Source organism: Arthrobacter sp. B2a2-09 (assembly GCF_027587375.1).
Lineage (GTDB): Bacteria > Actinomycetota > Actinomycetes > Actinomycetales > Micrococcaceae > Arthrobacter.
In genome coordinates, this window is record NZ_JAMXIC010000010.1 from 55,419 (window position 1) to 78,472 (window position 23,054).

A 23,054-nucleotide genomic window follows, 5' to 3' on the forward strand; every position below is an offset into this window, starting at 1 on the left:
CGATATCATGAACGTAATCGATAGGGAGTCGAATGTCTACGCTCATCCACGGTGGCACCGTAGTGCCAGGCACGGGCAATATGGTGGTCGAATCAGGAGCGGTCATCCTGCGCCACGGGCGCGTCGCCGACGTTCTCGAGCGTTGGGATCGCGATCAAGCCTTCGACGGCGAGGTGATCGACGCGAGCGGATGCGTCGTGATGCCTGGCCTCATTAATAGCCACGTCCACGGGGTGACTCCCGGCCCGCTCATGCCCAGCGGCGCCCCCGCGCTGCCCGACGACGAATGGCTGGCGAATCTTGACCGGCACCTTCTTGCGGGAACCACCACAGTGCTGAACCTTTGCGGCTTTTGCACCATGGACCACGTCCGGGAAGCGGACCGGCGCCATGCGGTCCATGTCCGGGGAGCCACAACGTACTTGCCCGAGGCTGAGCGGGCCGCACGAATGGCTGACGGCAGGGGACTGCCCGCGCAGTCCGGCCACAGCACCGTGGAGAAGATGCTCAACGACGGCGCGATCGCGATCGGTGAGCTCGGCGGCGGGCAGACCCTCGGCGGGGGAGGGCAGGATCTGAGCTACATCCCGCGCGCCATCGAAAGGGCGAGCGGCGTGCGGGTGCACTCGGCGCAGGCCCGGCGAATGAAGGAAGCCGTGCTTGGCCGGTTCATCGACCCGGACGCTTGCGACATGGCCGAACTGGGCGCCGCGGCCGCTGAGGCAGGCTTGGAAGGACAAATCGACCTCGCTGAATTGAGGAAGATCATCGCGGATTCCGTGTTGCCCTCCATCGAGCCGGCACTCAACGGCATCCGGGAAGGCGTTCAGGCCGCGGCGCGTTATGGCGTGCCGGCGATCCTGCACAGCGCAGCCGCGACAGCACGGGTCATGCGAGAACTCATGGACGGGACACGCGGCGCGAAGACACCCAGTGCCAAGGCGAGCGTCATTGCCTCCCACGCCAACCACCCCTCGCACACCCCAGCGGAGGCACTGGCGCTGGCCAAGCTCGGCAGGGACCACGGCTGGTCAGCCGAAGTTTCCGTTTTCGATCTCCTGCACCGCAAACAGACCGTGACCACGCGGGAGCATTGGGATGTTCTGCTGAAGGAGCCCGGGCTCGTGGACGTCCTCGCCACCGACTACGGCCACGAGGGCCATCACGATGAATTGATCTCGGCCGTGCAGGATGTCGCCGAGCACCGCTATCGATCCTTGGCCGGGGCAGTGGCCATGGCGACGTCGGCAGTGACCGGGCTGATTCCGGGGATTGCACCGAACGGTGGGCGGATCGAGGCGGGGCGGGATGCCGACGTCGTAGTGGCCAGCGCCGAAGACTTCAGGGACGTGCGCTTCGTGTTCGTCGGTGGCGTCTGCGTGGTGCGGGATGGTCGGCTGACTCCGGCGGCGCGCCGGTGAGCGGGCAGCTGACTCCGGGGCAGCGCGCGCGACTCATCGAGCTGGTTGGCGAGACCATCCAGCAGGAGGACGCTGCCGCCGTCGAACGCTCATTCAATGACTTTCAGCGCGGCATGGCCGCGTTGAGGGCCGATTTCGACCCCCAACCTTTGCAGGAAGCCCCGGGAGGTGGCGTGAATGACTGAAGCATGGGAATTCGGAATTGCCGAAGTGTCCGGGCTCTTGCGCCGCGGCGAACTCTCCGCAGCCGAACTCGTGGAATCCGTCATCGGGCGGCTCGAAGCCACAGAAGATTCAGTGCATGCGTGGGCGTACGTCGACCGGCGCGGCGCTCGAAACGAGGCGCGCGCCGCGGACAATAGGGCGGCGCGCGGCGAGTTCCTCGGACCGCTCCACGGTATTCCGCTCGGCGTGAAGGACGTCATCGACGTGCAGGGAATGCCTGCTGAAGGCGGGTCCTTGGCGCTCAGGGGCCGCGTTGCTTCCGACGACGCCGGCGTGGTCCGGCACCTGCGGCGGAACGGGGCAGTGATCCTGGGCAAGACGGTGACCCATGAGTTCGCCTTCGGGCAGGGGACCCCGCCGTCGAAAAATCCCTGGGGAGCCGAGCGATACGCGGGCGGTTCCAGCATCGGTTCGGGAGTGGCCGTGGCGGTCGGGAGCGCGCCGGGCGCGCTGGGCACGGATACCGGTGGATCAGTGCGGAACCCGGCATCGGTGAACGGGCTGGTGGGCCTCAAAGCGACGTCCGGACTGGTGGACGGATCAGGCGTGCTCAATGTCAGCCATACCCTCGACCACATCGGTCCGATCACTCGAAGCGTGGCGGATTGCGCGGCGATGCTCCAAGGTATGGTCGCCCCGGAGGCGGCGGCTCGGCTACGGGAGATGGTGCTCCCCGAGGCGATGCCCGCCCTGACCCGCGTCGCGGTGGATCGTGGCGCCTGGGCCGAGTGGGAGGTCACACCGGAAGTGGTTGCTGTCCTCGAGCGGGCTGTGCTTGCGTTGCAGGAGCTGGGCGTGGAGGTTGTCGAACTGTCCCTCCCTGAACTGAAGATGGCCCTGCCGGCGAGCTTGGCGATTTCGCTGTCCGAATCGGTCGAACACCATCGCGAGCTGCTGGCCAAAAGCGCGGACAAGTATCTTTCAGGCACCCGCGTGATGATCGAAACCGGTGCCTTGGTGCCGCGCGAGGATGTCCGGCTGGCACGTCGAGTGCGCTCGTATCTTCGCACTTCCCTGCGGACCGCGATGGACAACGCAGGGGTCCAGGCCTTGGTGTCCCCGACCCTGCCATCCATCGCGCCGATCGAAGCGGACATGTCCCATTCGCTCACCGGTTCAACGGGGAAGGACTCCCTCTCCAGTGCGCTCATGATGCTTTCGCCGGCCAACCTCACCGGAATGCCCGGGCTGAGTATCCCTTGCGGATTTGCCGGGGGACAACCGGTGGGGATGCATTTCCTGGGACGGGAATACGCGGAGGCAGATCTTTTGCGCATCGCGCATGTCTACGAGAAACACACCTCGTGGCACGCCAAGGTGCCGGTGCGGGGCTGAGCCGTAGTGGTCGTGAACTTTGTCACATAAGCTACTGGGAGAGTAGGAAGAGGTTGGCAGTGCATCCGGAGTTGCGTGGCTTGCGATTTTTAAGTGCGCGCTGGAAGGCGCGGCCCCTTGCCTCCCAGATCCTGGTGTGGTTGCTCTGCATCCTCTTTGTGACAGTCACTTTGGGCGCGCTTCTCTACACCCAGATCAGCAACCAGACCCTCGAAGACCAGTACCGGCTCCGGGCGTTGGGGATCGCCACGACGGTGGCGCAAATGCCGGAAATCGTGACGTCGCTGGGGAACGGAGATCCCACGCACTCGATTCAGGCGATTGCGACAAAGGTCCAGTCCCAGGCGCAGCCGGACTACGTCGTCGTCACCGACCGGAAAGGTGTCCGGTTCTCCCACCCGAATCCAGAACTCATTGGACAGACCCTGGAAGAACCCGTGGCTGTCCTTGACGGGCAGACCCATGTTGGAATCGACAAAGGCAGCCTCGGCGACTCAGTCAACGCCAAGGCTCCGGTGCGCGCGGCGGACGGGACCGTCGTCGGGCAGGTCTCGGTGGGAATCCTGGAGACCACGGAAAGCAGCGAGCTCGCCAAACAGGTGTTGCTGATTGCCGGCTATTCAGCCGTAGTGCTCGTGATCAGCGCCATGGGTTCGGCCCTGCTGGCGCGGAGGATCAAGCGGGTCACCTTCGATCTCGAACCGGTCGAGATTGCGTCCCTTTTGCAAGAGCGCGAGGCCCTGCTGCACGGCATCCGCGAAGCGATGATCGGCTTCGACGACGACGGCCGGGTCACCGTCATCAACTCCGAGGCGCGCTCCCTGCTGCACCTGGAAGAAAACGTGCTGGGAGAGAAGATCGAGGATCTTCTGCCCGTCGGGAGGCTTCGTTCCCTGCTGACCGGCCAGATCAGCGGAACCGACCAGATTGTGATCACCGAGGACGCCCTGCTGGTGGTGAACCGCATGTCCGTTGCCTTGGCCGGAAGGAGCATAGGCTCGGTGGTCACGCTGCGCGACCGCACCGAGGTTGAGGGCCTGGTGCGCGACCTTCGCTCCGTCGAGGGCCTGATGGAGGCCTTGCGCGCCCAGGAGCATGAGTACGCGAACCGTCTCCACGTGGTGGACGGACTCCTGGAACTCGGAGATGTGGACCAGGCGCGGAATTTCGTATCGCGGATTTCGGACACCTCGCGCTCGCTTGGCGAAGGACTGCGCTCGCGGATCGAGCCGCCGGAGCTCGCGGCATTGTTGCTCGCGAAAATCACCGTGGCTGCTGAGCAGGACGTCGGGATATCGGTGACTGACGACTCGCAACTGCGCCAACCGTTCCTCGAAACGCAAGCGCTGCTGACGATCGTCGGGAACCTCCTGGACAACGCCGTCGAGATCCTCTCCGAGCAACCCGCGCCCCGTGAGGTGACTATCCAGCTGGACGATTCCTCGGGCATTTTCATCTGCGTGACCGACAATGGGCCCGGTGTTCCGGCAGAATTGGTGGGCACGATCACCGCCGATGGATTCACCACCAAGGAACCACGGCCAGGAATGCGTCGTGGGATAGGCCTTGCGCTGGTGAGCCGGATCGTTCACCGTGCAGGAGGCACCATGGATGTTTTCCCGGGTCCAGGGGGACGCTTTGAAATCTGGTTGCCGGAACCACACATGGAATCCGAAACCCCGGTCATGACAGGAAAATCAATCGAATGATCCGCACCTTGGTAGTCGACGACGACTTCCGCGTAGCGCGCATCCACGCCAGCCGCGTGGCCAAAATCGAGGGGTACGAATGCGTCGGCGAGGCCCACACCGCGGCGGAAGCCAGGGAAGCCGTGCAACGGCTCAAACCAGACCTGCTTCTCCTCGATGTCTACCTTCCCGATGAAGACGGCATCAGCTTGCTGCGGTCCCTTCAGGGAGCCGGCGAAAAGCTCGACGCCGTCATGATCACGGCCGCCCGGGACCTTGAGACCGTACGGGCCGCCATGCGCGGGGGAGCGGTGTACTACCTCGTCAAGCCATTTGGCTTCGAGCAGCTGCAAACCCAGCTGGAGGCCTATCGGCGCTGGCGGCAAGAGGCGGAGTCCCGGACCATGGCCGACCAGGCAACCGTGGACCAGCTCTTCAGCCTGCGCCGGACGGCTCCCCCTGCCAAAGGACCCCGGCGCCTGCCACCCACCATGCAAAAAGTCCTCGACATGGTGGTTCACTCCACGGAGCCCTTGGGTGCCTCGGAGATTGCGGGCAGCGTCGGCATCAGCCGCCCCACGGCCCAGCGCTACCTCAGCGAACTCGAACGCAAGGGACTCGTTGACCTGCATTTGGCCTACGGTTCGACAGGGCGCCCGGTGAATACGTACTTGCCCCGCAAGGGTTGAGAAGTCCGATCTGCAACCTAGGGGTTGCTCTTTCGAAAAGTTGGTGCAACCATGTAGTTGCAGTAACTGACTGAAAGGAACAGAATCATGACTATGACTGCAAACCAGGCCTCAGTCGTCGATGCCGGCGAATTCACTGTGAGGCGCACTATCACCATCGCCGCACCAATCGAGAAGGTTTGGGCCGCGATCACCGAGGCCGAGCACATCGCGCACTGGTTTGGACAGACTGCCGTCCTTGACGAGGTCGCCGTCGGCGCCAGCGGTGTCTTTTCTTTCGAAGGGTACGGCGCCTTCCCGGTGCTGATCGAGGAGCTCGACCCACCCCGAATGATCACCTACCGCTGGAGCAACGACGACGCGCGCGGCACCCAGCCGGCGGAGGTCGACCATGACCACTCGACCGTGTTCCGCTTCACCCTTGAAGCGCTCGACGGCGGAACCCAGCTCACCGTCGTCGAGACCGGCTTCGACACGACCAGCGATCCGGCGTCCAACATGGAGAGCCACCGCCAGGGCTGGGACTCGGAGTTGGACGAACTGGCCGCTTATGTCGAGGGTGGGTCGTGACCACGAGCACCCTGGTTCCAGTGTTCGCCGCGCTCGGCGACGAGACGAGGTGGAGCATCCTGGCTGCCCTCGGCGAGGGCGACGCATCGGCGTCGGCCCTCGCCGGGCGGCTCCCGGTCACCCGACAAGCGATCGCCAAGCACCTCGCCGTGCTGCAGGAGGCCGGACTCGTTGAATCGGTGCGCGTGGGCCGCGAGTTGCGCTACAGGGTGCTCGGCTCGCAGCTGAGCGAAACGGCACGCAGCCTCGATCGCATCGGCGCAGAGTGGGACCGCCGCCTGACCGCGATCAAGCGGATCGCGGAGGGGCTGTAGCCCTTCGGCAACAGGATGGTCTAAGTCGAGCGCCGGTTGCGCGCTTGGTGCGCCAGTTGGATGAAGCCATAGATGAAGGCTGCCTCGATGAGCACCATCAATCCCAGCCACAGCAAGTCGCCCGTGCCGATAAAGTCGATGATCCCGACGAGGACGAGCACGGTTCCGAGGACCAGCGCGTAGACGGCGAAACCGAAGGCCACTCTTGCGCTCCGCACGCCCGTCTGGAAGCCAAAGCCCAAAGGTTCTCCTCCGGGGTAGCCCTGGACGCGATCGTGTCCCGCGGGCTTGAGCCTGTCGAACTCATCCCAAGGATCCTGATCCTGATCGGCCATAGTTCCATTATCCCGCGAATCGAGCGGGGCTGCCTGGGTATTCGTTGCCGTGTTGGGCCGCGGCACCCGGGTAGTCTTTGGAGGTTGAATTAGGGGGATTCACTTGGCACTGGATGTTGCACAAAGACGAACGGCCGGCAGAGCCGCACTTGCAGACCAACCTTCGCTGTGGCCACGCGTGGGCGACTTGTTCCGGACACCATTTGGACGCGAACTGCGGTGGGTCACGGCGCTGGCTGCCGTCGCTGCGGTCGTGTACTCAACTGTCTCGCTGCTGCGGTTCAGTCGGTTCCAGTCCGCCGGCTATGACCTGGGAATTTTCGACCAGGTGGTGCGCCAATATTCGGCGTTCATGACTCCCTTCAGCGAGATCAAGGGTCTGGGTTACAACATCTTCGGGGACCACTTCCACCCGATCATCGCTTCCTTGGCGCCTTTGTACTGGATCTGGAACGATCCCCGGATGCTGGGCATTGCGCTGGCCCTGCTGATGACCGCGTCCGTGTACCCGGTCTATCTATTCAGCCAGGCGCGGCTGGGACATTGGCCGGCGTTCCTTGTTTCTGCGGGGTACATTTTCTGGTGGCCAATACAGGGCCTGGTGGACTTTGACTTTCATGAGATCGCCTTCGGCGTGCCCCTTGTCGCTTGGATCATCTATGCGTTGGACCGGCGCAGCTACATTGCCGTCACTGTGCTGTCGGTGGCACTGCTGGGGGTGCGCGAGGACATGGGGTTCGTCGTCATGGCGATCGCCTTTGTCCTCCTGTTGCGACGCCGATGGAAACTCGCCATCACCCTGTTCTTGGTCGGGATGGCCGCCTATCTGGTGGTTACAGGCAAGGTCATCCCGCACTTCAACCTCTCGGGCAACTTCGGCTACTGGGTGTATTCAGGGCTTGGCCCCACCATGGGCGCTGCCATCATCTTCATCGTCTCCCACCCTTTGAAGACCCTGGCCATCCTCTTCGACCACGACACCAAACAGCTCCTGTGGGCCTCCCTGTTCCTGCCCCTGGGACTTCTGCCGCTCGGGTCCGTCTATGTCCTTCTGGCAGCCCCCATCCTTTTGAGCCGGCTGCTCAGCGACAGGCCCGGGACCTGGACAACAGGATTCCAGTACAACGCGATACTGGCTCCCGTGCTGGTCATGGCCGCCGTGGATATGTTGTTCAAGCTCATGAACCGTTTCCCCAAGCTGAGATCCGTTCGGATCTGGGTGCCGGGATTTTTTGCGGTCACCGTCGCCGCAGGGATTGCCTTTGTACCGGCCGTCTTCCCGTTGAACAAGCTCGTGACGGGTGATGCTTTCCACTACACGGCACACATGGTTGCCCAGCAGAGGATCGTGAACATGATCCCTTCGGGTGTCTGCGTTGAAGCCGACGACCGGTTGGTTCCCCATTTGACCAACCGCACCGTTGTGGGCTTGGTTGGCAGGCAAGTGGATTACGCCAGTTGGGCGGTCATCGACTTCGATCAAAACAACACCGGAGGCGGCGGGGACGGCAACTTCACGCCCTTCACGGGCCTTCGATTCAAGCAGGACCATGGATTCACCGAGGTCTATAGGGAAGACAACATCGTCCTTCTCTACCGCCCGTATTCTCCCGAGCTCGGGGCGCCGGACCACTGCTCAACCCCCTACCTGAAGGGCCTGTATTGGACCGGCAAGTGAACTCTCTTCTTACCGGCGCCGCGATGATGACTCTCCTGGCCCTGGTCCTGACCGGGTGCGCCAGTGAAACCCTGACACCCCTGGACGTTTCCGGAATGGATCGGACGAAGACAGCCGGGCGCATCTCCTACACTGCCGGTGGCTATGTCGGCTGGTGGGATCAAGCGCCCCTGCCCGGCCAGCCCACGAACCTCGTCCTCTACAGCACCAGCACGAACCAGGTGGTCCAAACCGTCGGATCTCCCGCCGCGCTGAGTGCGAAGAACCTGGAGTTCCTTCAAAGCCCGAAATGGGCGAAAAGCGTCGTCCTCGTCATGGATCCTTCCACGAACTCCATAGAAGACAGCTTCGCCGTCGACGCGCACGGCGCCCCTAACAACAAACCCACCACTCCGACAAAAATCAGTGGTTACGAAGGCTGGTGGAATGGCACCCCCGCCGACGGCAATGTGGCAGGGCTGCCTGTGGAAACCGTTCAAATCAACACCGATACTAATGCGGTCATCGACGGGTACAACCGCACCACCAAAAGCACGCCCATCAACTACACAGTGGTCCCGGACCCGGCTTGGCCCAAGCATTCAATCGTCATTATCGACACCAGCACGAACAAGGTCATCCACAGCTTCAAAATAGAGGAAGACGGGACCCCGCTTTACTAGAAAAGCCTTTCAGTCTTGAGGTTTGCGCGGCTAGGTTTTTCGAGCATGGCCTTTGTGCCGTGCGGCTAGGAGCGTTCCGATGGTTGCCAGGACGGGGACAGTCAGGACAACGGTACCGGCTGCGCTGTTCATCATTCCGACTATTGCGATCCACCAGCACAATGCCGCGGTGAAGCCACAGAGGACCACCAAGGTCGTCCGTGTAACTGGACGGCTTGGAATCAGCGGTTTGAGATCGCTGTTCACGGTCGCTCCCCGGCGGGAAATCCCTGTACTTTGCTATTCATCAGAGCATCGATCGGGGAGTTTTGCGAGGGGCTGGGACTCGGACGAGGATTCGGGCCACGCGTCATATTCGGGAAACGCTCGGGAAAGCCGTGAACAATGGGGGCCATGATGCCCGAAGAACTCACCGCTAGCCCGCGGGTCAAGGACACCGTAGCTGTTGGCGATCAACTGCAAAACGCCGTCTCCCGAGCCTCCGCCTCGAAAGTACCCGAGGTCACCGTCCTGTTCTGGGTAGTGAAGATCCTCACTACCGGGATGGGAGAAACGACGTCCGATTTCCTTGTCCACCGATTCGAACCCGAGATCGCTTTAGGCCTCGGGTTCGCCGCATTGGTGATTTCGTTGGTCCTGCAGTTCCGTGTCCGCCGCTACATCCCCTGGGTGTACTGGACTGCCGTTGCGATGGTCAGTGTGTTTGGGACCATGGCTGCGGACGCCGTTCACGTCGGACTTGGCGTCCCCTACCTGGCGTCGACCCTGTTCTTTACCGTGGCGCTCGCCGTCGTTTTCCTGCTCTGGCACCGAAGCGAGAAGACCCTCTCCATCCACAGCATCACCACCCGGCGTCGGGAGTCCTTCTACTGGGCTGCGGTGCTGACAACCTTCGCACTCGGCACGGCTACCGGAGACCTGACCGCCTACACTCTGGGCTTGGGCTACCTCGCCTCAGGCATCATGTTCGCGGTTGTCATAGTTATCCCTGCACTGGCCCACTGGCGTCGCCTGCTGGCGGCAATACCGGCCTTCTGGTTCGCGTACATCCTGACCCGGCCATTGGGGGCATCCTTCTCTGACTGGACCGCGGTTTCCCCTGGGCGAGGGGGACTCGACTGGGGCACCGGCCCCGTCAGCCTGGCCCTGGCCGCGGCGATAGCCGTCCTGGTCACGTTCCTGACGATCAATTGGAAACGAGCCCTCAAATAGGGCGATCCGTTGCCGCTCGAGTTTTCGTACTGATGTTCGTATGTCCTGACATATTCGCGTGAATTCTGTTTCCGGTTAACCCCGGATTCATAACCCGTGACCCGCACCTTCACCTTGCCCTTGGAATGTAGTTCCTGCACTTGGGGGGACTTTTCCAGACAAGATGAAGGAACACCATGACCAACCGCTTTCTAGCAGCGGCCGCCGTCGCCGTTGTTGCAGCCACCGCTGTGACCGGCTGCGCTCAAAGCAGCACCGCTTCGGCCCAGAACAACGGCGCCAGCGCATCCCCGGACAAGACGGTCACCGTGTTCATCAGCGGGGACACGAATGTCCAGGCCCTGTGGGAAAAGAGCCTTGTTCCCGCGTTCGAGAAGGCCAACCCCGGCTACAGCGTGAAGGTCACGCTGGATCTGCACGGCGAGCACGATGCCCAGACCCTGGCAAAGCTGACCAGCGCCACGGAGCAGAACAAAGAACCTGATTTCGACTTGGTGGATGGTGGCTTCGTTCCCAGCGCTTCCGCGGCCAATCTGTTGACGCCGGTGAGTTCGCAGACGATTTCGGCCCTGAACGGTGTCCCGCAGAACGTCATCAAGGCCGGCGGCACGGGCGGCATCCCCTACCGCGGCTCCGCGGTGCTCCTGGCGTATGACACCAAGACAGTTCCCGCTCCGCCGAAGACCCTTGACGATTTGCTGGCCTGGATCAAGGCAAACCCAGGCAAGTTCACCTACAACTCGCCCAAGTCGGGAGGCTCCGGCGGGGCATTCGTTGCCACCGTCTTGGACAAGTTCGTCCCTGCTGACGCCCGCGCCAAGATGGCAGTGGGCTACGAGAAGGACCTTGAGAAGTACTGGGACCAGGGCTTCGCGACGTTGAAGGACCTCAACTCGTCCGTCTTCCAGAGCGGCGTCTACCCCAACGGCAACCAGCAGACCCTTGACCTGCTCTCCAAGGGACAGATCTCCATGGCTCCGGTGTGGTCTGACCAGTTCATCACCGGCTTGGCCAACGGCCAGATCCCGGCCACGGTGAAGGCCACCCAGATCAGCAACCCGTCCTTCACCGGCGGTGCTGCCTACCTCGGCATTCCCAAGGCCTCGCCCCGCCAGGAAGCCGCGCTGAAGCTTGCCAACTTCGTCCTCTCGCCGGACGCGCAGACCATGATCATCAAGGTGATGTCCGGTTTCCCGGCCATCAGCCTGGACAAACTGCCGGCTGACGTGCAGGACAAGTTCAAGGACGCGGACCCCAGCAACCTGCGTCAGAGCTACTTTTCCCAGATGGGCAAAGACCTGAACAACCTCTGGGACCAGAAGGTTCCCGGCCAGTGACAACCACGCTTCAAAAGCCGGCGGAGCTGCAACAAACAGTTCCGCCGGCTGGTGCCACGCGCCCTAAGCGCCTGGGCCAGCGCGCCGTCGGGTTCTTCATGGCCCTCCCGCCGATCCTGTTGATCGCACTTTTCGTCGGCTTCCCGATCGTTCTCGCCTTCGGCTTCAGCATCGGCCTGACCGGCGGATTGAACCACACCATCGCCACCATCGGCCAGAACGTGCACGAGGCAGACGCCTGGTGGGGAACCCTGGCCGCGTACCAGGAGATGTTCACCAACAAGCGTTTCCTCGGGGACCTCCTGGTCACCGTCATCGTGACCCTGGTGAGCACGGCGACCGTCATCTTCCTGGCCCTGGGCATTGGGCTCTACCTCAAGCTCAAGGGCGGCCGGATGGCCCGACTACTCTCGGGCTTGGCGATCGTGCCGCTGTTCATCCCGGTGGTCATCGCCTCGTGGGCGATCCTGACTTTCTACTCCGGGACGGGCTTCCTGCGGAGCGTCTTTGCCCTCTTCGGGCTTGACTTCCCCGTATGGGCGTTCACCATGGTCACGGTCATCATCGGCTCGGTCTGGACGTCCCTGCCTTTCTCCGTGCTCATGATCTCCTCCGGACTGCAGTCCGTGCCGAACGCCATGATCGAAGCAGCCCGCGACGCCGGTGCCGGCTCCTTGCGCACGATCGTCTCAGTAATCGTTCCCATGGCGGCAGTGCCGATCATCATCGCGACGACGTTCACGGCCATCGGAATCATCGGATCGTTCACGGTCCCGTACTTCACCGGGCCCAATTCACCGAACATGCTCGGAGTGGACATGTCCAACTACTTCTCTGCCTTCAACCAGCCCCAGCAGTCCGCGGTCATGGCCTTCACCGTCTTCCTGATTGCCTCCGGAATCGCCGCACTCTATGTGTGGGCAAACTTCCGTTCCGCCAAGGAACAGGGGAAAGTCTGATGGCTATCACTACCGGTTCCCGCGCTGCGTCCCGCACCCGTCGGCCGCTCACGCTCGACTCGATTGTCCGCGGTGCCTTGGTGGGCTTGTTCGTGGTGCTCATGGTCGTCTTCATCCTGGGGCCCCTGCTCTGGCTGGGCGTCCGTGCCTTCGCCGGTAACTGGACCTTCCCCAATCTCCTTCCCGATGACTGGACGCTGCGCTGGTGGCAGGTGGTCGTCAACGACGGCGCGCTCGGCGTCGCAGTGCAGAACTCCTTGTTCTTCGCCCCGCTGACGGTGCTCGTTTCTGCGATCATCTGCTTGCCCGCGGCCTACGCCTTCGCCCGCTTCGATTTCCCCGGACGCCGCTTCTTCCTGATCAGCCTGTTCGCGACCAACGCCTTTCCGAAGATGGGCTTGTTCGTCACCCTTGCGGCGCTCTTCTACGCGTTGAACCTCATGAACAGCGTGTTGGGAATCCTGGTGGTACACGTGCTCGGCACGGTGGTCTTCATGACGTGGATCCCGGCGGCAGCGTTCGCTGCCGTCCCGCGAAACCTTGAGGAAGCAGCCCGCGACGCCGGAGCCTCCAAATTGCGCGTGTTCGCTTCAGTGACTCTCCCCATGGCCCTGCCTGGGATTATCGTCGCGGCCGTGATGTCCTTCCTGGCGTCCTTCGACGAAGCACAAGGAACGTACTTGGTGGGTGCGCCGGCCTTCATGACCATGCCAACCCAGATGTACAGCCTGGTGCTGAACTACCCCACCCAGGTGGCTGCCGTCTTCTCCATCCTGCTGGCCATCCCCTCCGTAGCCCTCATGCTCGTGGCGCACAAGCACATCCTCGGCGGCCAGCTCGCCGAAGGCTTCCAGATTAAATAGCGCCCTGCGCTCAACGTCAGACAGAGAACCCATGACAATTCATGAACCATTGACTGAACCACTTGCCGGCACAACAAAGCCGGGAACTGCGGCGTCTGGCGGTGGCCTGACCATCCGTGGCCTCCACAAGATCCTCGGCGGCCGCACCATCATCGACAACCTCGATCTGTCGGTGAAAGAGGGCGAGCTGGTGTCCTTGCTTGGCCCCTCCGGCTGCGGCAAGACAACGACGCTGCGGATGATCGCCGGCTTCCTGGAACCGGACTCCGGCTCCATTGAGGTGGAGGGCCAGGAGGTCTCACACCTTGGCGCGGAGAATCGCCCCAGCGCGATGGTCTTCCAGAATTACGCGCTGTGGCCCCACATGACCGTGGCCAAGAACGTCGGCTTCCCGCTGAAGCTCCGCAAGATGTCCAAGACCGAGATCAAGGACAGGGTGGAAGCCGTCCTGGAGTTGGTCAGCCTTTTGCACCACAAGGATTCCAAGCCCGCCCGCATTTCCGGTGGCGAGCAGCAACGCGTGGCCTTGGCCAGGGCACTTGTCCAGGAGCCGAAGCTCCTGCTCCTGGACGAACCCCTGAGCAACCTGGACGCGAAACTGCGTGTCAAAGTGCGCGAAGACATCCGCAAGATCCAGCAGGAACTGGGCATCACCACAGTCATCGTCACGCATGACCAGGAAGAGGCGATGTCCATGTCCGACCGCATCGCGGTCATGAATGCGGGCAAGATCGAGCAATACAGCACTCCGGAAGCGCTCTATGCCCGCCCGGAAACCGAGTTCGTAGCTACCTTCATCGGCAGCATGAACCGCGTGGAAGGCTCACTCAACAACGGACTCATCGCCCGCGGTGAAGACATCCTGGGCATCCGACCCGAGGACGTCATCCTGGCAGACGCGCCCTTCGCGGGTGCGGTCCCGGCGACCGTCGAGAGGGTTGTCCCACGAGGACATTTCCAGGAAGTGTACGTGCGCAGGGCCGACGCCCAGCTCCGCAGCTTTGTCAGCGGTGAGCTTATGCAGCCCGGCCAGCAGACATATGCGGGGATCCGCAAGGCCATGACCTTCCGGGACGGACGCCTGGTAGAAGAGAAAGGTGCCGCACTTTGAGCAACATCATTGACACCAAACGGACCCGTGCCACGGCCCATCGGGGCGACTCCAGCAAATACCTGGAGAACACGCTGCCCGCCATCGCCTCAGCCATCGACGCGGGTGCGGACCTCGTGGAAGTGGACGTCCGGGTAACGAAGGACGGACAGGTGATCCTGCTCCACGACGCCTCGCTGCTCAGGATCTGGAGCCTCGACGCCGAAGCGGCAGACGTCGACTATGACCGCATCAGGCTACTGGGCGCCGGGGAGGAACGAATTCCCCTGCTTTCCGAAGCCCTCGAACTTTTCCGCGGAAGCCAATCAACTCTGCTCATTGACATGGACGAGCCCGGCCCCGCCGAGGCGGCCGCCGCCGTCGTACGCGAAAGCGGCATCGAAGTGGCCTGGTGCGGGAACCTGGACGGCATGCGGACCATCCGCGCCCTCGACCAGGATGCCCGGATCTGGCTGCCCTGGAGCAAGCGGACCGCCCCGCCGGAGGACCTGCTGGCCGAGCTGAATCCCGAGTTCGTCAATTCCGAGCACGTGGTTCTCAGCAAGCACATGGTCGAACAGATCCACGCCGCGGGAGCCAAGGTTGCGTGCTGGACCGTGGACGACTTGGAATCCATACGCTGGGCATTGGGACTTGGCGTGGATTCGATCACGAGCAACCAACTGGATCTATTGCAAAGCGCCATCGCTGAAGACCCGCAGGTATGGGCTTCGGCCCGGGCTCCCAAGGGACTGGCCGGAGACGAGGTTCTTGAGTCCCGGAAAGTCGCGTTGGAACTGGCCGAATGGGCCGTCGGGTACATGCGCGACGCCGATCGCGGCCAGGTCTCTACCAAGGCGCACCCTGCTGATCTGGTCACGGAAGTCGATGTCGCCGTCGAGCGCTATGTCCGCGAAGTGATTGCTGCACGCCTTCCCGGCCACACGGTAGTGGGCGAGGAAATGGGCGGAGTCGCCGTGCCCGGTGCACCGTGTTGGTACCTCGATCCCGTCGACGGAACCACCAACTACGTGAACCACATTCCCTGGACGGCGTTCTCGCTTGCCTTAGCCGTGGACCGCAAGCCCGCGGTGGCCGTCGTCGCGGATCCTTGGCGTGGCGAGATTTTCGAGGGGTGGGCCGGTCATGGTGCCTGGCTGAACGGAAAGCCGCTATCGCTGGCTCCTGCGGGAGTTTCGACGGCGGCATTGGCTGGAACCGTGGTGGCGACCGAACTCGCGGGGCACTTGCCGTGGCCCGGAATGCTGGAACTGCTCGCCGAGCTCGGCGAGCGGCACAGCATCATGCGGATCATGGGTTCGGCGACCATGACGGTGGTGGGCGTAGCTGCCGGGCGTGGTGCGGGGGCAATCATCGGGAGTTTCAGCCCGATCGACCATCTGGCGGCCACGCTTGTTGTTCAAGAGGCCGGAGGCATCGTCCTCAATTCCGAGGGCGAGATGGACACGTTCCCGAAACAGGGCGGGGTGCTTGCGGCCCGTCCGGAATACTCGGCCGAGCTTTACGAACTGTGGAGCCAGGCACATGCCGATGCCAGCAAGTGAGCTCCTCTCCGACGCTGTTTCCATCCTTGACCGGCGGAGCCGCTTCGAACTGGTTGAGGAGGTCCGCCTCGACTTTCCGACGTACCACCCGCAGGGCATGGCGTTCGCCAAAGGGCTGACGTTCTTGTCGTCCGTTGAGATCCTCGAGGCGCCGCGCCCTGCGGCGGATCCAGCGCTCCGCACTCCCGGACGGGGGAGCGGGCACGTGTTCGTCCTCGGGCCGGACGGCGGGCTCTTACGCGACATCCATCTGGGCGAGGGCACCATCTACCACCCCGGTGGTATCGATTTCGACGGCGAACAGGTGTGGGTTTCTGTCGCTGAATACCGTGCCGGGAGCAGAAGCATCGTCTATACGATCGATCCGGACACCTTCGAAGTCCGCGAGCGGTTCCGTGTGGACGACCACATCGGCTGGATCCTCCGCGATCCCGGACTGGACCTGGTGTTCGGCGGAAGCTGGGGTTCCCGGCAGTTCTACACCTGGGATACGGAAGGCCGCCTCGTGGACCAGTGGGAGAACCCTGGCCACTTCGTTGACTATCAGGATGCCCAGCTACTGGGTCCGGGCCTCTTGCTGTGCAGCGGGATCTCGTTGCTGCCGCAGGCCGATGGCACTTCCCTTGAGCTCGGGGGACTGGCCCTCGTGGAACCGCTACGGCAGAGAATAAGGCGGGACGTGCCCATCAGCGTGTTCAGCGGTGCCGGTCACGTAATCACACGCAATCCTGTCACCGTCACCTCGGATGAATCCGGACTACTGATTCACGCAGCGCCGGATGACGGTGACGACGACGGCGGGACGCGGATACTGAGCTACAGGATCATTTAACACAGCCGTGACAGAGCGGAAACGGGTCCTGAACGGGACCTCGATAGCGTGGCCGCATGATCGTATCCATCATGTCCAAGGTGAGTGCCTGGATCGAAGCTGCCTACTTCTACGACGCCGCCGAGCTGGGGGCTTCCGGAGCCACTGAAGCCACCCGGTACGGCTGGCTCCCTGCCCTCAGCGGTGTGGCCATTGCCGACGCGCAGGCCCGGAAAATCCGGGCCGCGGAGTAGCGCAAACCCCGAGATTCCGGGGTTTTCACGTAGCCAAATGTCTTGTTGAACACACTATTCGTTGATGGCGTGTACTATGCCCTAAACTGCTTCACTGAGGTGCCTGAAATGGCACTATGCAGCAACGAAAGTGAACTACAACAATGGCTACCGATTACGACGCCCCACGCAAGACCGAAGAAGAGTCTCCCGCCGAATCGCTCGAGGCCCTTCAGGCGTCGCGCGGCTCCGGTGCCCAGACTGCTGTCATCGACGTCGACGAGAACGACACAGCCGAGGGCATTGACCTTCCGGGCGCCGATCTGTCCGGCGAAGAACTGACCGTCATCGTTGTCCCGGAGCAGTCCGATGAATTTACGTGTTCATCGTGCTTCCTGGTCCGTCACCGGTCGCAGATCGCACTGGAAAAGAACGGCCTCAAGTACTGCCGCGACTGCGAAGGCTAAACCCCGCACGCAAAGCAGCCCCGCCTGACTGGAAACCAGCAACGGCGGGGCTTTTGCATGCCTAGCCCCATCGATTGCTGAGCAACTGTCGTTCTGAGCATTCAAAGCGACGGTTACGGAGCAATCGATGCCGGGAGCGCTCCGGCGTCGTTATCCGGGATAACGAACAGAGGCGCGAAACGGTGCTGAAACCCCGGAAAATCGCGGAAGCCAGGCCGCCGAATCACGTCCCCGTGACCCTTCGCGAGGTCCATTAACGGTTGGGCGCCGAAGCGGATACGAAGCTCCTGAAAGGGCCCCGACGCTCCTACTCTTGAGGTATCGGATCGCTCAAGCACTCAAGGGGAGTGGGCCCAGATGAGAAAGTTTCACGCGTGGTTGGCAGCTTTGCTAGTGGCCGCCGGGCTTGGTCTCGTGGCTCCAGGGGCAGCGTTCGCAGCCCCGTATTGCGGGATCGTCTGGGGATCGTTGGCGAAGTCCAACCCAGCGCTAACCCAGGCACAAGTGGTCAATGTCAGGACGGGCCAGCAGCTCTGTTTTGACCGCCTGGTGATCGACCTGAACGGCGCCGTTGCCGGCTATTCAATCCGCTATGTTCCACAAGTACTGCAGGACGGCTCGGGACTTCCCGTAGATCTGAGGGGCAATGCGTTCCTGCAAGTCACAGTCAACGCTCCCGCGTACAACTCCAGTGGCAGTGCCACGTACAACCCGGCCGACAAGAATGGGCTCACGAACGTCTCGGACTACAAGACCTTCCGGCAGGTGGCCTACGCGGGCAGCTTTGAGGGATACACCAGCCTTGGCCTGGGTCTCCGCTCCCGGCTCCCCTTCAGGGTCTTCACGTTGGCCGGTCCCGGAACGGGATCGCGCCTGGTGGTCGACGTCGCGCATATGTGGTGAGCCGCTAGCGGCCCGGCCGCCGGCCGCCGGCCGGCCTGAACGCAGGGCGAGGTCCCGACACACAACAGAAGCCCTGTTCCGGTTGATTCCGGAACAGGGCTTCTGACGCGTTGAGGGTTACTCGGGTTACTCGGGTTACTCGGGTACTACGAGGGCCGGAGTGTCCTGGCGGAGGGTTTCGCCGCGGAAGAAGCCGGGCCGGACGCGGGCCATGATCACCATGACCACCGCTCCGAAGGCCAGAATGCCCACGCCTATGATGAACACGAGACCGACGCCGAAGATCTCGGAACCGCTCCCGAAGGACGGGGACCAGCTGTCCACTGCCGTCTGGATGAAGACGAGGGTCAGAACTACGCCACCGATCACCGGGAAGAGCAGGCGCATGAAGAAGTTGCGGACGCTGCTGAACACGCTGTGCCGGAAGTACCAAGCGCATGCAAAGGCGGTCATTCCGTAGTAGAAGCAGATCATCAAGCCCAGGGCCAGGATGGTGTCGTTAAGGACGTTCTCGCTGACTACCTTCATGATGGCGTAGAACCCGCCGGAGATAGCCCCGGCCATGATGGTTGCGAAACCGGGGGAACCGAAGCGCTTGCTCACGGTGGAGAACTTCTGGGGGAGGGCGCCGTAGTGCCCCATGGCGAGCAGGCTTCGGGCGGGGGAGGCCATGGTGGACTGCAGGGACGACGCTGTGCCTGCGAGTACGGCCAGGGACATCAGGATGGCCAGGGGACCCATCACGGGGGAGGCCAGTGCGGCGAAGATGTTGGACTGGTTGTCCGGGTTGTTCAGCCCGATGCCGTCGCCACCAACGCCTGCGACCATCATCGTTGCGACGATCACTGCGACGTAGAGTCCCAGGACGGCGATCGCCGTCGTGGTTCCGGCTTTGCCGGCAGTGCCCTTGCCGCCCTTGGTCTCTTCATTGACCGTCAGGCAGACGTCCCAGCCCCAGTAGACGAAGACTGCCAGGGACATGCCGGCAGCGAACTGCTCGAAGCTGCTGATCTTCGTGGGGTCGAACCAGTCCCAGCTGAAGGCAAGCGCGGTGGGGGTGTCACCCGATGAGGCGTGGGTGAGGGCCATGACGACGAAGACGCCCAAGACCACTACCTGGAACCCAACCATGGCGTACTGCACCAGTTTGGTGGCGTGCAGGCCCCGGTAGCTGACCCAGACAGCCAGCGCCACGAAAGCCAGGCACGTGGCGATGTTCAAGGCCTTGTTGGAGGTGAGGTTCGCAAGGTCGGGATTGCCGAAAACCTGGGCGAGGAAGAGGTAGAAGAAGTCCACCGCGACGCCCGCCAGGTTGGACAAAACAATGATGTTCGCGGCCAGCAGCCCCCAGCCGCCCATCCAGCCGATGAACGGGCCGAAGGCCTTGGTCGCCCAGGTGAAGGTGGTGCCGCTGTCCGGGGAGTCTGCGTTGAGCTCGCGGTAGGCGAACGCCACGAGGATCATCGGGATGAACGCGACGATGAAGATCGCGGGCAACTGCAGGCCCACCGCGTTGACCGCCGGGCCCAGTGAGCTGGTCAGGCTGTAGGCGGGCGCCACTGAGGAAATACCAAGGACGACGACGGCGAGGAGCCCCAGCTGCCCCGTCTTGAGTCCTTTGCCGCTGATGCCGTGTTCGGTGCCGGCGGGATCGTGGGCCTCCACGGTTTTCCTTGCGCTTGGGCGGGTTATTTGAGTCATGTTATTGGCTCTTTCTAGATGGCCGAGAGGTGCTGCTGGGTGATGCCGCGGCATCCGGTCATCCGCGGTGCTCTCCTTTGAGACGGGAGTCACTAAATGAATGACGTTCATTTAGTATGGACGCGGAGAAGCCTTGGCGCAAGTGGTATTGCCAAACAATTTTGGTTCGGGGCAGATCATTTGAGCGAGCGTCTGCCCGGAATGGCCCAAAAGTGAGCGAGCGTCGGGGTCTCAACTAGGGGAGCGGGTGCTGCTTAGGCGCTCAGCTCGGCCCGGAGGGGGTATTCCTTGCTGTCCAGGAGAAGCTGCGTGCAGCGGCCGGTTTCCGGGTTCAACACGATGGGGGCCGCGAGGTTGACCGTGGTCTTTTCCGGAGTAGGGTTAACCACGACCAGGATGGTTGCCAGCCCAGCCGGATCCAGCCCGGCCCGGTCCAGGCCAAGATCCTCCAGTGTTGCGCGGGGGATAGTGGGCGCGTAGTCCGGAACATAAACGGCGGCCTCGGCCAGGAACATCCGGATGCGCGGGCTGGCCGACTCCATCGCGTAGAGCCCGGGGGCGCCGTCGATTCCCCGCAAAGCGAAGCCGTCAGAAGTTTCAAGCCCCGGCATGGGCGCGGTGAAGCTCAACTCCCGGGAAGCCTGTGCCGTGCTCATTTGAGGAAATCCATGAGCGTGGGCTGGAGCGTCTTGGCGGTGACCGCGAGGGCAACCTGGTAGTTGGTCTCCTGCAGCTTCAAGTCCATGACTACCTTTCCTATGTCTGCGTCTTCAATTCCGGAGCGCTGGACCTCAAGCGAAGCCTTCAGCCCGTCCACGGAGTTCTGCGCGCTCATAAGCTTGGTCTGCCGCGCTCCGACGTCTGCCCGCCCGCTGATGACTGTCTTAATGCTGTCGCTGAGTGCCGTCAAACGGCTGCTGACGTCCGCGCCGGAGCGGATGTCAGCGACGACGTTGCCCACCAAGGCGAAGACCGAGGTGGCGCCGCTCCCGAAGATCGCACCGCCGTCGGCGTCTACGCGCACCGTTTGTCTCGCATCGACGCGCCGCTCCACTGTACTGCCGGGCGTTCCATTGAAGACAGGTGGCGTGGCATTGCTGAACGCGCCGGCTGAATCGGAGCTTCCAGCGAAGACGTTGCGGCCGAGGTACTGCGTGTTCGCGCTGCCCAGGAGATCCTTGTTGAGTCCCTCGATTTCGACGGCGATCGCCTCCTTGGCGGAGTCGTTGAGCGAGCCGTTCGAGGCCTGCACGGTGAGGTCACGGATACGGGTGAGGACGTTGGTCGCCTGGCTAAGGGCTCCGTCAGCGGTGGTCAACCAGCCATTGCCGTCGTTGATGTTGTTCGAATACTGTCCGGCGGCGCTGATCTGTCCACGCACAGCCAAGGCATTCGCCAGCCCCGTTGGGTCGTCTGAGGGCCGGGTGATGTTCGTGAGGTTGCTGGCCTTGTCCTGCAGTGCGGCAAGCTTGGCCTGACCCGCCTGCAGATTCAGTTGCGCGGCGGCGGCCATCGTCTGGGTGGTGACTCTGTTCAGCATGGCTTACCTTCCTACCAATCCGGTGTGATTGATCAGGACATCGAGGGTCTCGTCCACCGCAGTCATTGCCCGTGCGGCCGCCTGGTAGGCGTGTTGGTTGGTGAGGAGGCTGATGTTCTCCTCGTCGAGGCTCACGGAAGCTCCTGAGGAACGCTGCCCGACGGCGGCCGTGTTCGCCGCGTCGGCGAGCTGCTGGTGCTGTTGTGCAGAGCGCGACGTCGTGCCGATCCCTGTGACGATCCCGGACCACAAGGCATCCGGGGAACCGGGCCCGACGCCGATTTGGGAGAGGGAGTCCGCGATTTTGCCGTCGAGGGCGCCGGAACCCGGAGCTCCGGTGGCGATTCCTGCGGCACTCGTCGGGACGACGCTGAGGGACAATGCAGGTGGAGTGCCGGGGCTGGTCGTGAAGAAGTCGAGGTTGGTGGCACCGGTGGTGGACTGCCCGGTGCGGTGCACGGCGTTGACGTCGTTCATGAGTTTGGTTGCGAACGCGTTGTAGGACGCGGCGGCTTCGGCGATAGCCCCGCCGGTACCTTCCGCTGCGGCCGGGGCGAGGAGCGAGACCGCGCCGGCGAGCTTTCCGCCGTCGAGGGGAACCGCGACGCCGGGACGGTCGGCCCACTCCAACTGGACTGGCCCCTCCAACGGCACTGTGGCGCTGGCCGCGCTCATGGTTGTTTGACCCGCCAAAGCAAGGTCGCGGTGCGAGGTGCCGGAGACGATGGCGTTGCCTCCGACGAAAACATCCACCGTGCCGTCGGCGTTGTCCCGGACGGCGCCTCCGGCCAAGGACGAGATGGTCTCGACCACCTGGTTGCGGGCATCGATGAGCTCGTTGGCGGAACCTCCCGAGGCCGTCACGGAGCGGATGGTCGCGTTGAAGTTGGCCACGCGGGCGGCGGCATCGTTCAGGGTGGCGACGGTGCTTTGGGCTTCGCCGCGGACGCGTGTCCACTGCGCGTCCAAGGCCTTGTAGCCTGTCGAAACAGTATTGGCGAGGGTTGTACCTGCCTGAAGCAGCACGCCGGCGGGCGCAGCCTCTCCCGGGTTGTTGGAGATGCCTTGCCAGGAGGACCAGAAATTCTGCAGCGCCGTGGATATACCGGCGGAGCCAGGTTCCTGAAGGGTCCCCTCAATGCCCTGGAGCTCGGTGGACCGATATCCGGCGTAGCCGGCCTGGGCGGCACTGGAACGAACCCCGGCGTCGAGGAAGCTGTTGCCCAATCGGGCGATTCCATCTACGGATACGCCCTGGCCTGCCTGGACTCCCGCAGCGACAAGGCCCGTACGGACCGGCGCGCTGAGGGCCGATTGTTCGATGCGTTGCCTTGTGTAGCCGTCCGTGCCGGCGTTGGCGATGTTCTGCCCGGCCACGTTGATGCCCTGCTGCGCTGCGGTGAGGCCCAAGTAGGCCGTATTCAGTCCGCCGAATGTACTCACTGCTATGTCCTTT

General features: G+C 63.0%; 25 protein-coding genes. 19 read left to right on the forward strand and 6 right to left on the reverse strand.

Going from position 1 to position 23,054, the window contains the following annotated elements; translation table 11 throughout:
* Nucleotides 1–32: 32 nt before the first annotated feature.
* From NFJ07_RS12595 to NFJ07_RS12625, 7 genes are all read left to right on the forward strand, one after another.
* Entirely contained in the window at nt 33–1,421 is a 1,389-nt protein-coding gene (locus NFJ07_RS12595; RefSeq protein ID WP_269994785.1) for an amidohydrolase family protein, read from the forward strand.
* A complete protein-coding gene (locus NFJ07_RS12600; RefSeq protein ID WP_269994787.1) occupies nt 1,418–1,606 on the forward strand; it encodes a hypothetical protein in 189 nt (62 codons plus the stop codon). Before NFJ07_RS12595 ends, NFJ07_RS12600 begins: the two co-directional genes overlap by 4 nt.
* Nucleotides 1,599–2,981, forward strand: coding sequence for an amidase (locus tag NFJ07_RS12605; RefSeq protein WP_269994788.1), 1,383 nt, complete (start codon nt 1,599–1,601; stop codon nt 2,979–2,981). Before NFJ07_RS12600 ends, NFJ07_RS12605 begins: the two co-directional genes overlap by 8 nt.
* A gap of 158 nt (nt 2,982–3,139) precedes the next feature.
* On the forward strand, nt 3,140–4,690 hold the full coding sequence (locus NFJ07_RS12610) for an ATP-binding protein (RefSeq protein WP_269994789.1): 1,551 nt from the start codon (nt 3,140–3,142) through the stop codon (nt 4,688–4,690).
* The gene (locus NFJ07_RS12615; protein WP_269994790.1) at nt 4,687–5,358 is read left to right on the forward strand and encodes a response regulator; all 672 of its coding nucleotides are present in this window, start codon (nt 4,687–4,689) and stop codon (nt 5,356–5,358) included. Before NFJ07_RS12610 ends, NFJ07_RS12615 begins: the two co-directional genes overlap by 4 nt.
* 87 nt (nt 5,359–5,445) lie before the next feature.
* Entirely contained in the window at nt 5,446–5,928 is a 483-nt protein-coding gene (locus NFJ07_RS12620) for an SRPBCC family protein (RefSeq protein ID WP_269994791.1), read from the forward strand.
* Nucleotides 5,925–6,242 carry an ArsR/SmtB family transcription factor gene (locus NFJ07_RS12625; protein WP_269994793.1) on the forward strand — a complete coding sequence of 106 codons (318 nt, stop codon included), beginning with the start codon at nt 5,925–5,927 and terminating at the stop codon, nt 6,240–6,242. The genes NFJ07_RS12620 and NFJ07_RS12625 overlap by 4 nt, the downstream gene beginning before the upstream one ends.
* 20 nt (nt 6,243–6,262) lie before the next feature.
* On the opposite strand, the gene NFJ07_RS12630 is transcribed toward NFJ07_RS12625, so the two are convergent.
* On the reverse strand, nt 6,263–6,577 hold the full coding sequence (locus NFJ07_RS12630; RefSeq protein WP_269994794.1) for a hypothetical protein: 315 nt from the start codon (nt 6,575–6,577) through the stop codon (nt 6,263–6,265).
* Nucleotides 6,578–6,755: 178 nt separating this feature from the next.
* On the opposite strand from NFJ07_RS12630, the gene NFJ07_RS12635 reads away from it, so the two are divergent.
* Entirely contained in the window at nt 6,756–8,255 is a 1,500-nt protein-coding gene (locus tag NFJ07_RS12635) for a DUF2079 domain-containing protein (protein WP_269994795.1), read from the forward strand.
* Nucleotides 8,252–8,917, forward strand: a complete 666-nt coding sequence (locus tag NFJ07_RS12640) for a hypothetical protein (protein WP_269994796.1) — start codon at nt 8,252–8,254, stop codon at nt 8,915–8,917. The genes NFJ07_RS12635 and NFJ07_RS12640 overlap by 4 nt, the downstream gene beginning before the upstream one ends.
* 30 nt (nt 8,918–8,947) lie before the next feature.
* Here NFJ07_RS12640 and NFJ07_RS12645 read toward each other — a convergent pair whose 3' ends face one another.
* Nucleotides 8,948–9,163: a hypothetical protein gene (locus tag NFJ07_RS12645; RefSeq protein WP_269994797.1), complete on the reverse strand. Its 216-nt coding sequence runs from the start codon at nt 9,161–9,163 to the stop codon at nt 8,948–8,950.
* Nucleotides 9,164–9,310: 147 nt separating this feature from the next.
* Between NFJ07_RS12645 and NFJ07_RS12650 the strand changes: the two genes are divergently transcribed.
* The 10 genes from NFJ07_RS12650 (at nt 9,311) to NFJ07_RS12695 (ending at nt 18,357) form a co-directional block, all read left to right on the forward strand.
* Nucleotides 9,311–10,129: a COG4705 family protein gene (locus tag NFJ07_RS12650; protein WP_269994798.1), complete on the forward strand. Its 819-nt coding sequence runs from the start codon at nt 9,311–9,313 to the stop codon at nt 10,127–10,129.
* A gap of 176 nt (nt 10,130–10,305) precedes the next feature.
* Nucleotides 10,306–11,466 carry an extracellular solute-binding protein gene (locus tag NFJ07_RS12655; protein WP_269994799.1) on the forward strand — a complete coding sequence of 387 codons (1,161 nt, stop codon included), beginning with the start codon at nt 10,306–10,308 and terminating at the stop codon, nt 11,464–11,466.
* Nucleotides 11,463–12,425, forward strand: coding sequence for an ABC transporter permease (locus NFJ07_RS12660; RefSeq protein ID WP_269994802.1), 963 nt, complete (start codon nt 11,463–11,465; stop codon nt 12,423–12,425). Before NFJ07_RS12655 ends, NFJ07_RS12660 begins: the two co-directional genes overlap by 4 nt.
* Nucleotides 12,425–13,288, forward strand: a complete 864-nt coding sequence (locus NFJ07_RS12665) for an ABC transporter permease (RefSeq protein ID WP_269994804.1) — start codon at nt 12,425–12,427, stop codon at nt 13,286–13,288. Before NFJ07_RS12660 ends, NFJ07_RS12665 begins: the two co-directional genes overlap by 1 nt.
* Nucleotides 13,289–13,337: 49 nt before the next feature.
* Nucleotides 13,338–14,399, forward strand: coding sequence for an ABC transporter ATP-binding protein (locus NFJ07_RS12670; RefSeq protein ID WP_269994805.1), 1,062 nt, complete (start codon nt 13,338–13,340; stop codon nt 14,397–14,399).
* Nucleotides 14,396–15,943: an inositol monophosphatase family protein gene (locus tag NFJ07_RS12675; protein ID WP_269994806.1), complete on the forward strand. Its 1,548-nt coding sequence runs from the start codon at nt 14,396–14,398 to the stop codon at nt 15,941–15,943. The genes NFJ07_RS12670 and NFJ07_RS12675 overlap by 4 nt, the downstream gene beginning before the upstream one ends.
* The gene (locus tag NFJ07_RS12680) at nt 15,924–16,775 is read left to right on the forward strand and encodes a DUF6454 family protein (protein ID WP_269994807.1); all 852 of its coding nucleotides are present in this window, start codon (nt 15,924–15,926) and stop codon (nt 16,773–16,775) included. Before NFJ07_RS12675 ends, NFJ07_RS12680 begins: the two co-directional genes overlap by 20 nt.
* Nucleotides 16,776–16,831: 56 nt before the next feature.
* The gene (locus NFJ07_RS12685) at nt 16,832–17,008 is read left to right on the forward strand and encodes a hypothetical protein (protein WP_269994809.1); all 177 of its coding nucleotides are present in this window, start codon (nt 16,832–16,834) and stop codon (nt 17,006–17,008) included.
* Between the two features lie 143 nt (nt 17,009–17,151).
* Nucleotides 17,152–17,454, forward strand: a complete 303-nt coding sequence (locus tag NFJ07_RS12690; protein ID WP_028266109.1) for a DUF4193 domain-containing protein — start codon at nt 17,152–17,154, stop codon at nt 17,452–17,454.
* A 357-nt stretch (nt 17,455–17,811) separates the two neighbouring features.
* On the forward strand, nt 17,812–18,357 hold the full coding sequence (locus NFJ07_RS12695; protein WP_269994812.1) for an AMIN-like domain-containing (lipo)protein: 546 nt from the start codon (nt 17,812–17,814) through the stop codon (nt 18,355–18,357).
* 135 nt (nt 18,358–18,492) lie between these two features.
* Here the strand turns inward: NFJ07_RS12695 and NFJ07_RS12700 are convergent, their stop codons facing one another.
* From NFJ07_RS12700 to flgK, 4 genes are all read right to left on the reverse strand, one after another.
* Nucleotides 18,493–20,058 (reverse strand): APC family permease, encoded by a 1,566-nt coding sequence (locus tag NFJ07_RS12700; protein ID WP_269994814.1) that lies wholly within the window; start codon nt 20,056–20,058, stop codon nt 18,493–18,495.
* A gap of 254 nt (nt 20,059–20,312) precedes the next feature.
* The gene (locus NFJ07_RS12705; protein ID WP_269994816.1) at nt 20,313–20,714 is read right to left on the reverse strand and encodes a flagellar assembly protein FliW; all 402 of its coding nucleotides are present in this window, start codon (nt 20,712–20,714) and stop codon (nt 20,313–20,315) included.
* Nucleotides 20,711–21,598, reverse strand: coding sequence for a flagellar hook-associated protein FlgL (gene flgL, locus NFJ07_RS12710; RefSeq protein WP_269994818.1), 888 nt, complete (start codon nt 21,596–21,598; stop codon nt 20,711–20,713). Before flgL ends, NFJ07_RS12705 begins: the two co-directional genes overlap by 4 nt.
* A gap of 3 nt (nt 21,599–21,601) precedes the next feature.
* Complete coding sequence (gene flgK, locus NFJ07_RS12715) at nt 21,602–23,041, reverse strand: flagellar hook-associated protein FlgK (protein ID WP_269994820.1); 1,440 nt, start codon at nt 23,039–23,041, stop codon at nt 21,602–21,604.
* Nucleotides 23,042–23,054: the final 13 nt, after the last annotated feature.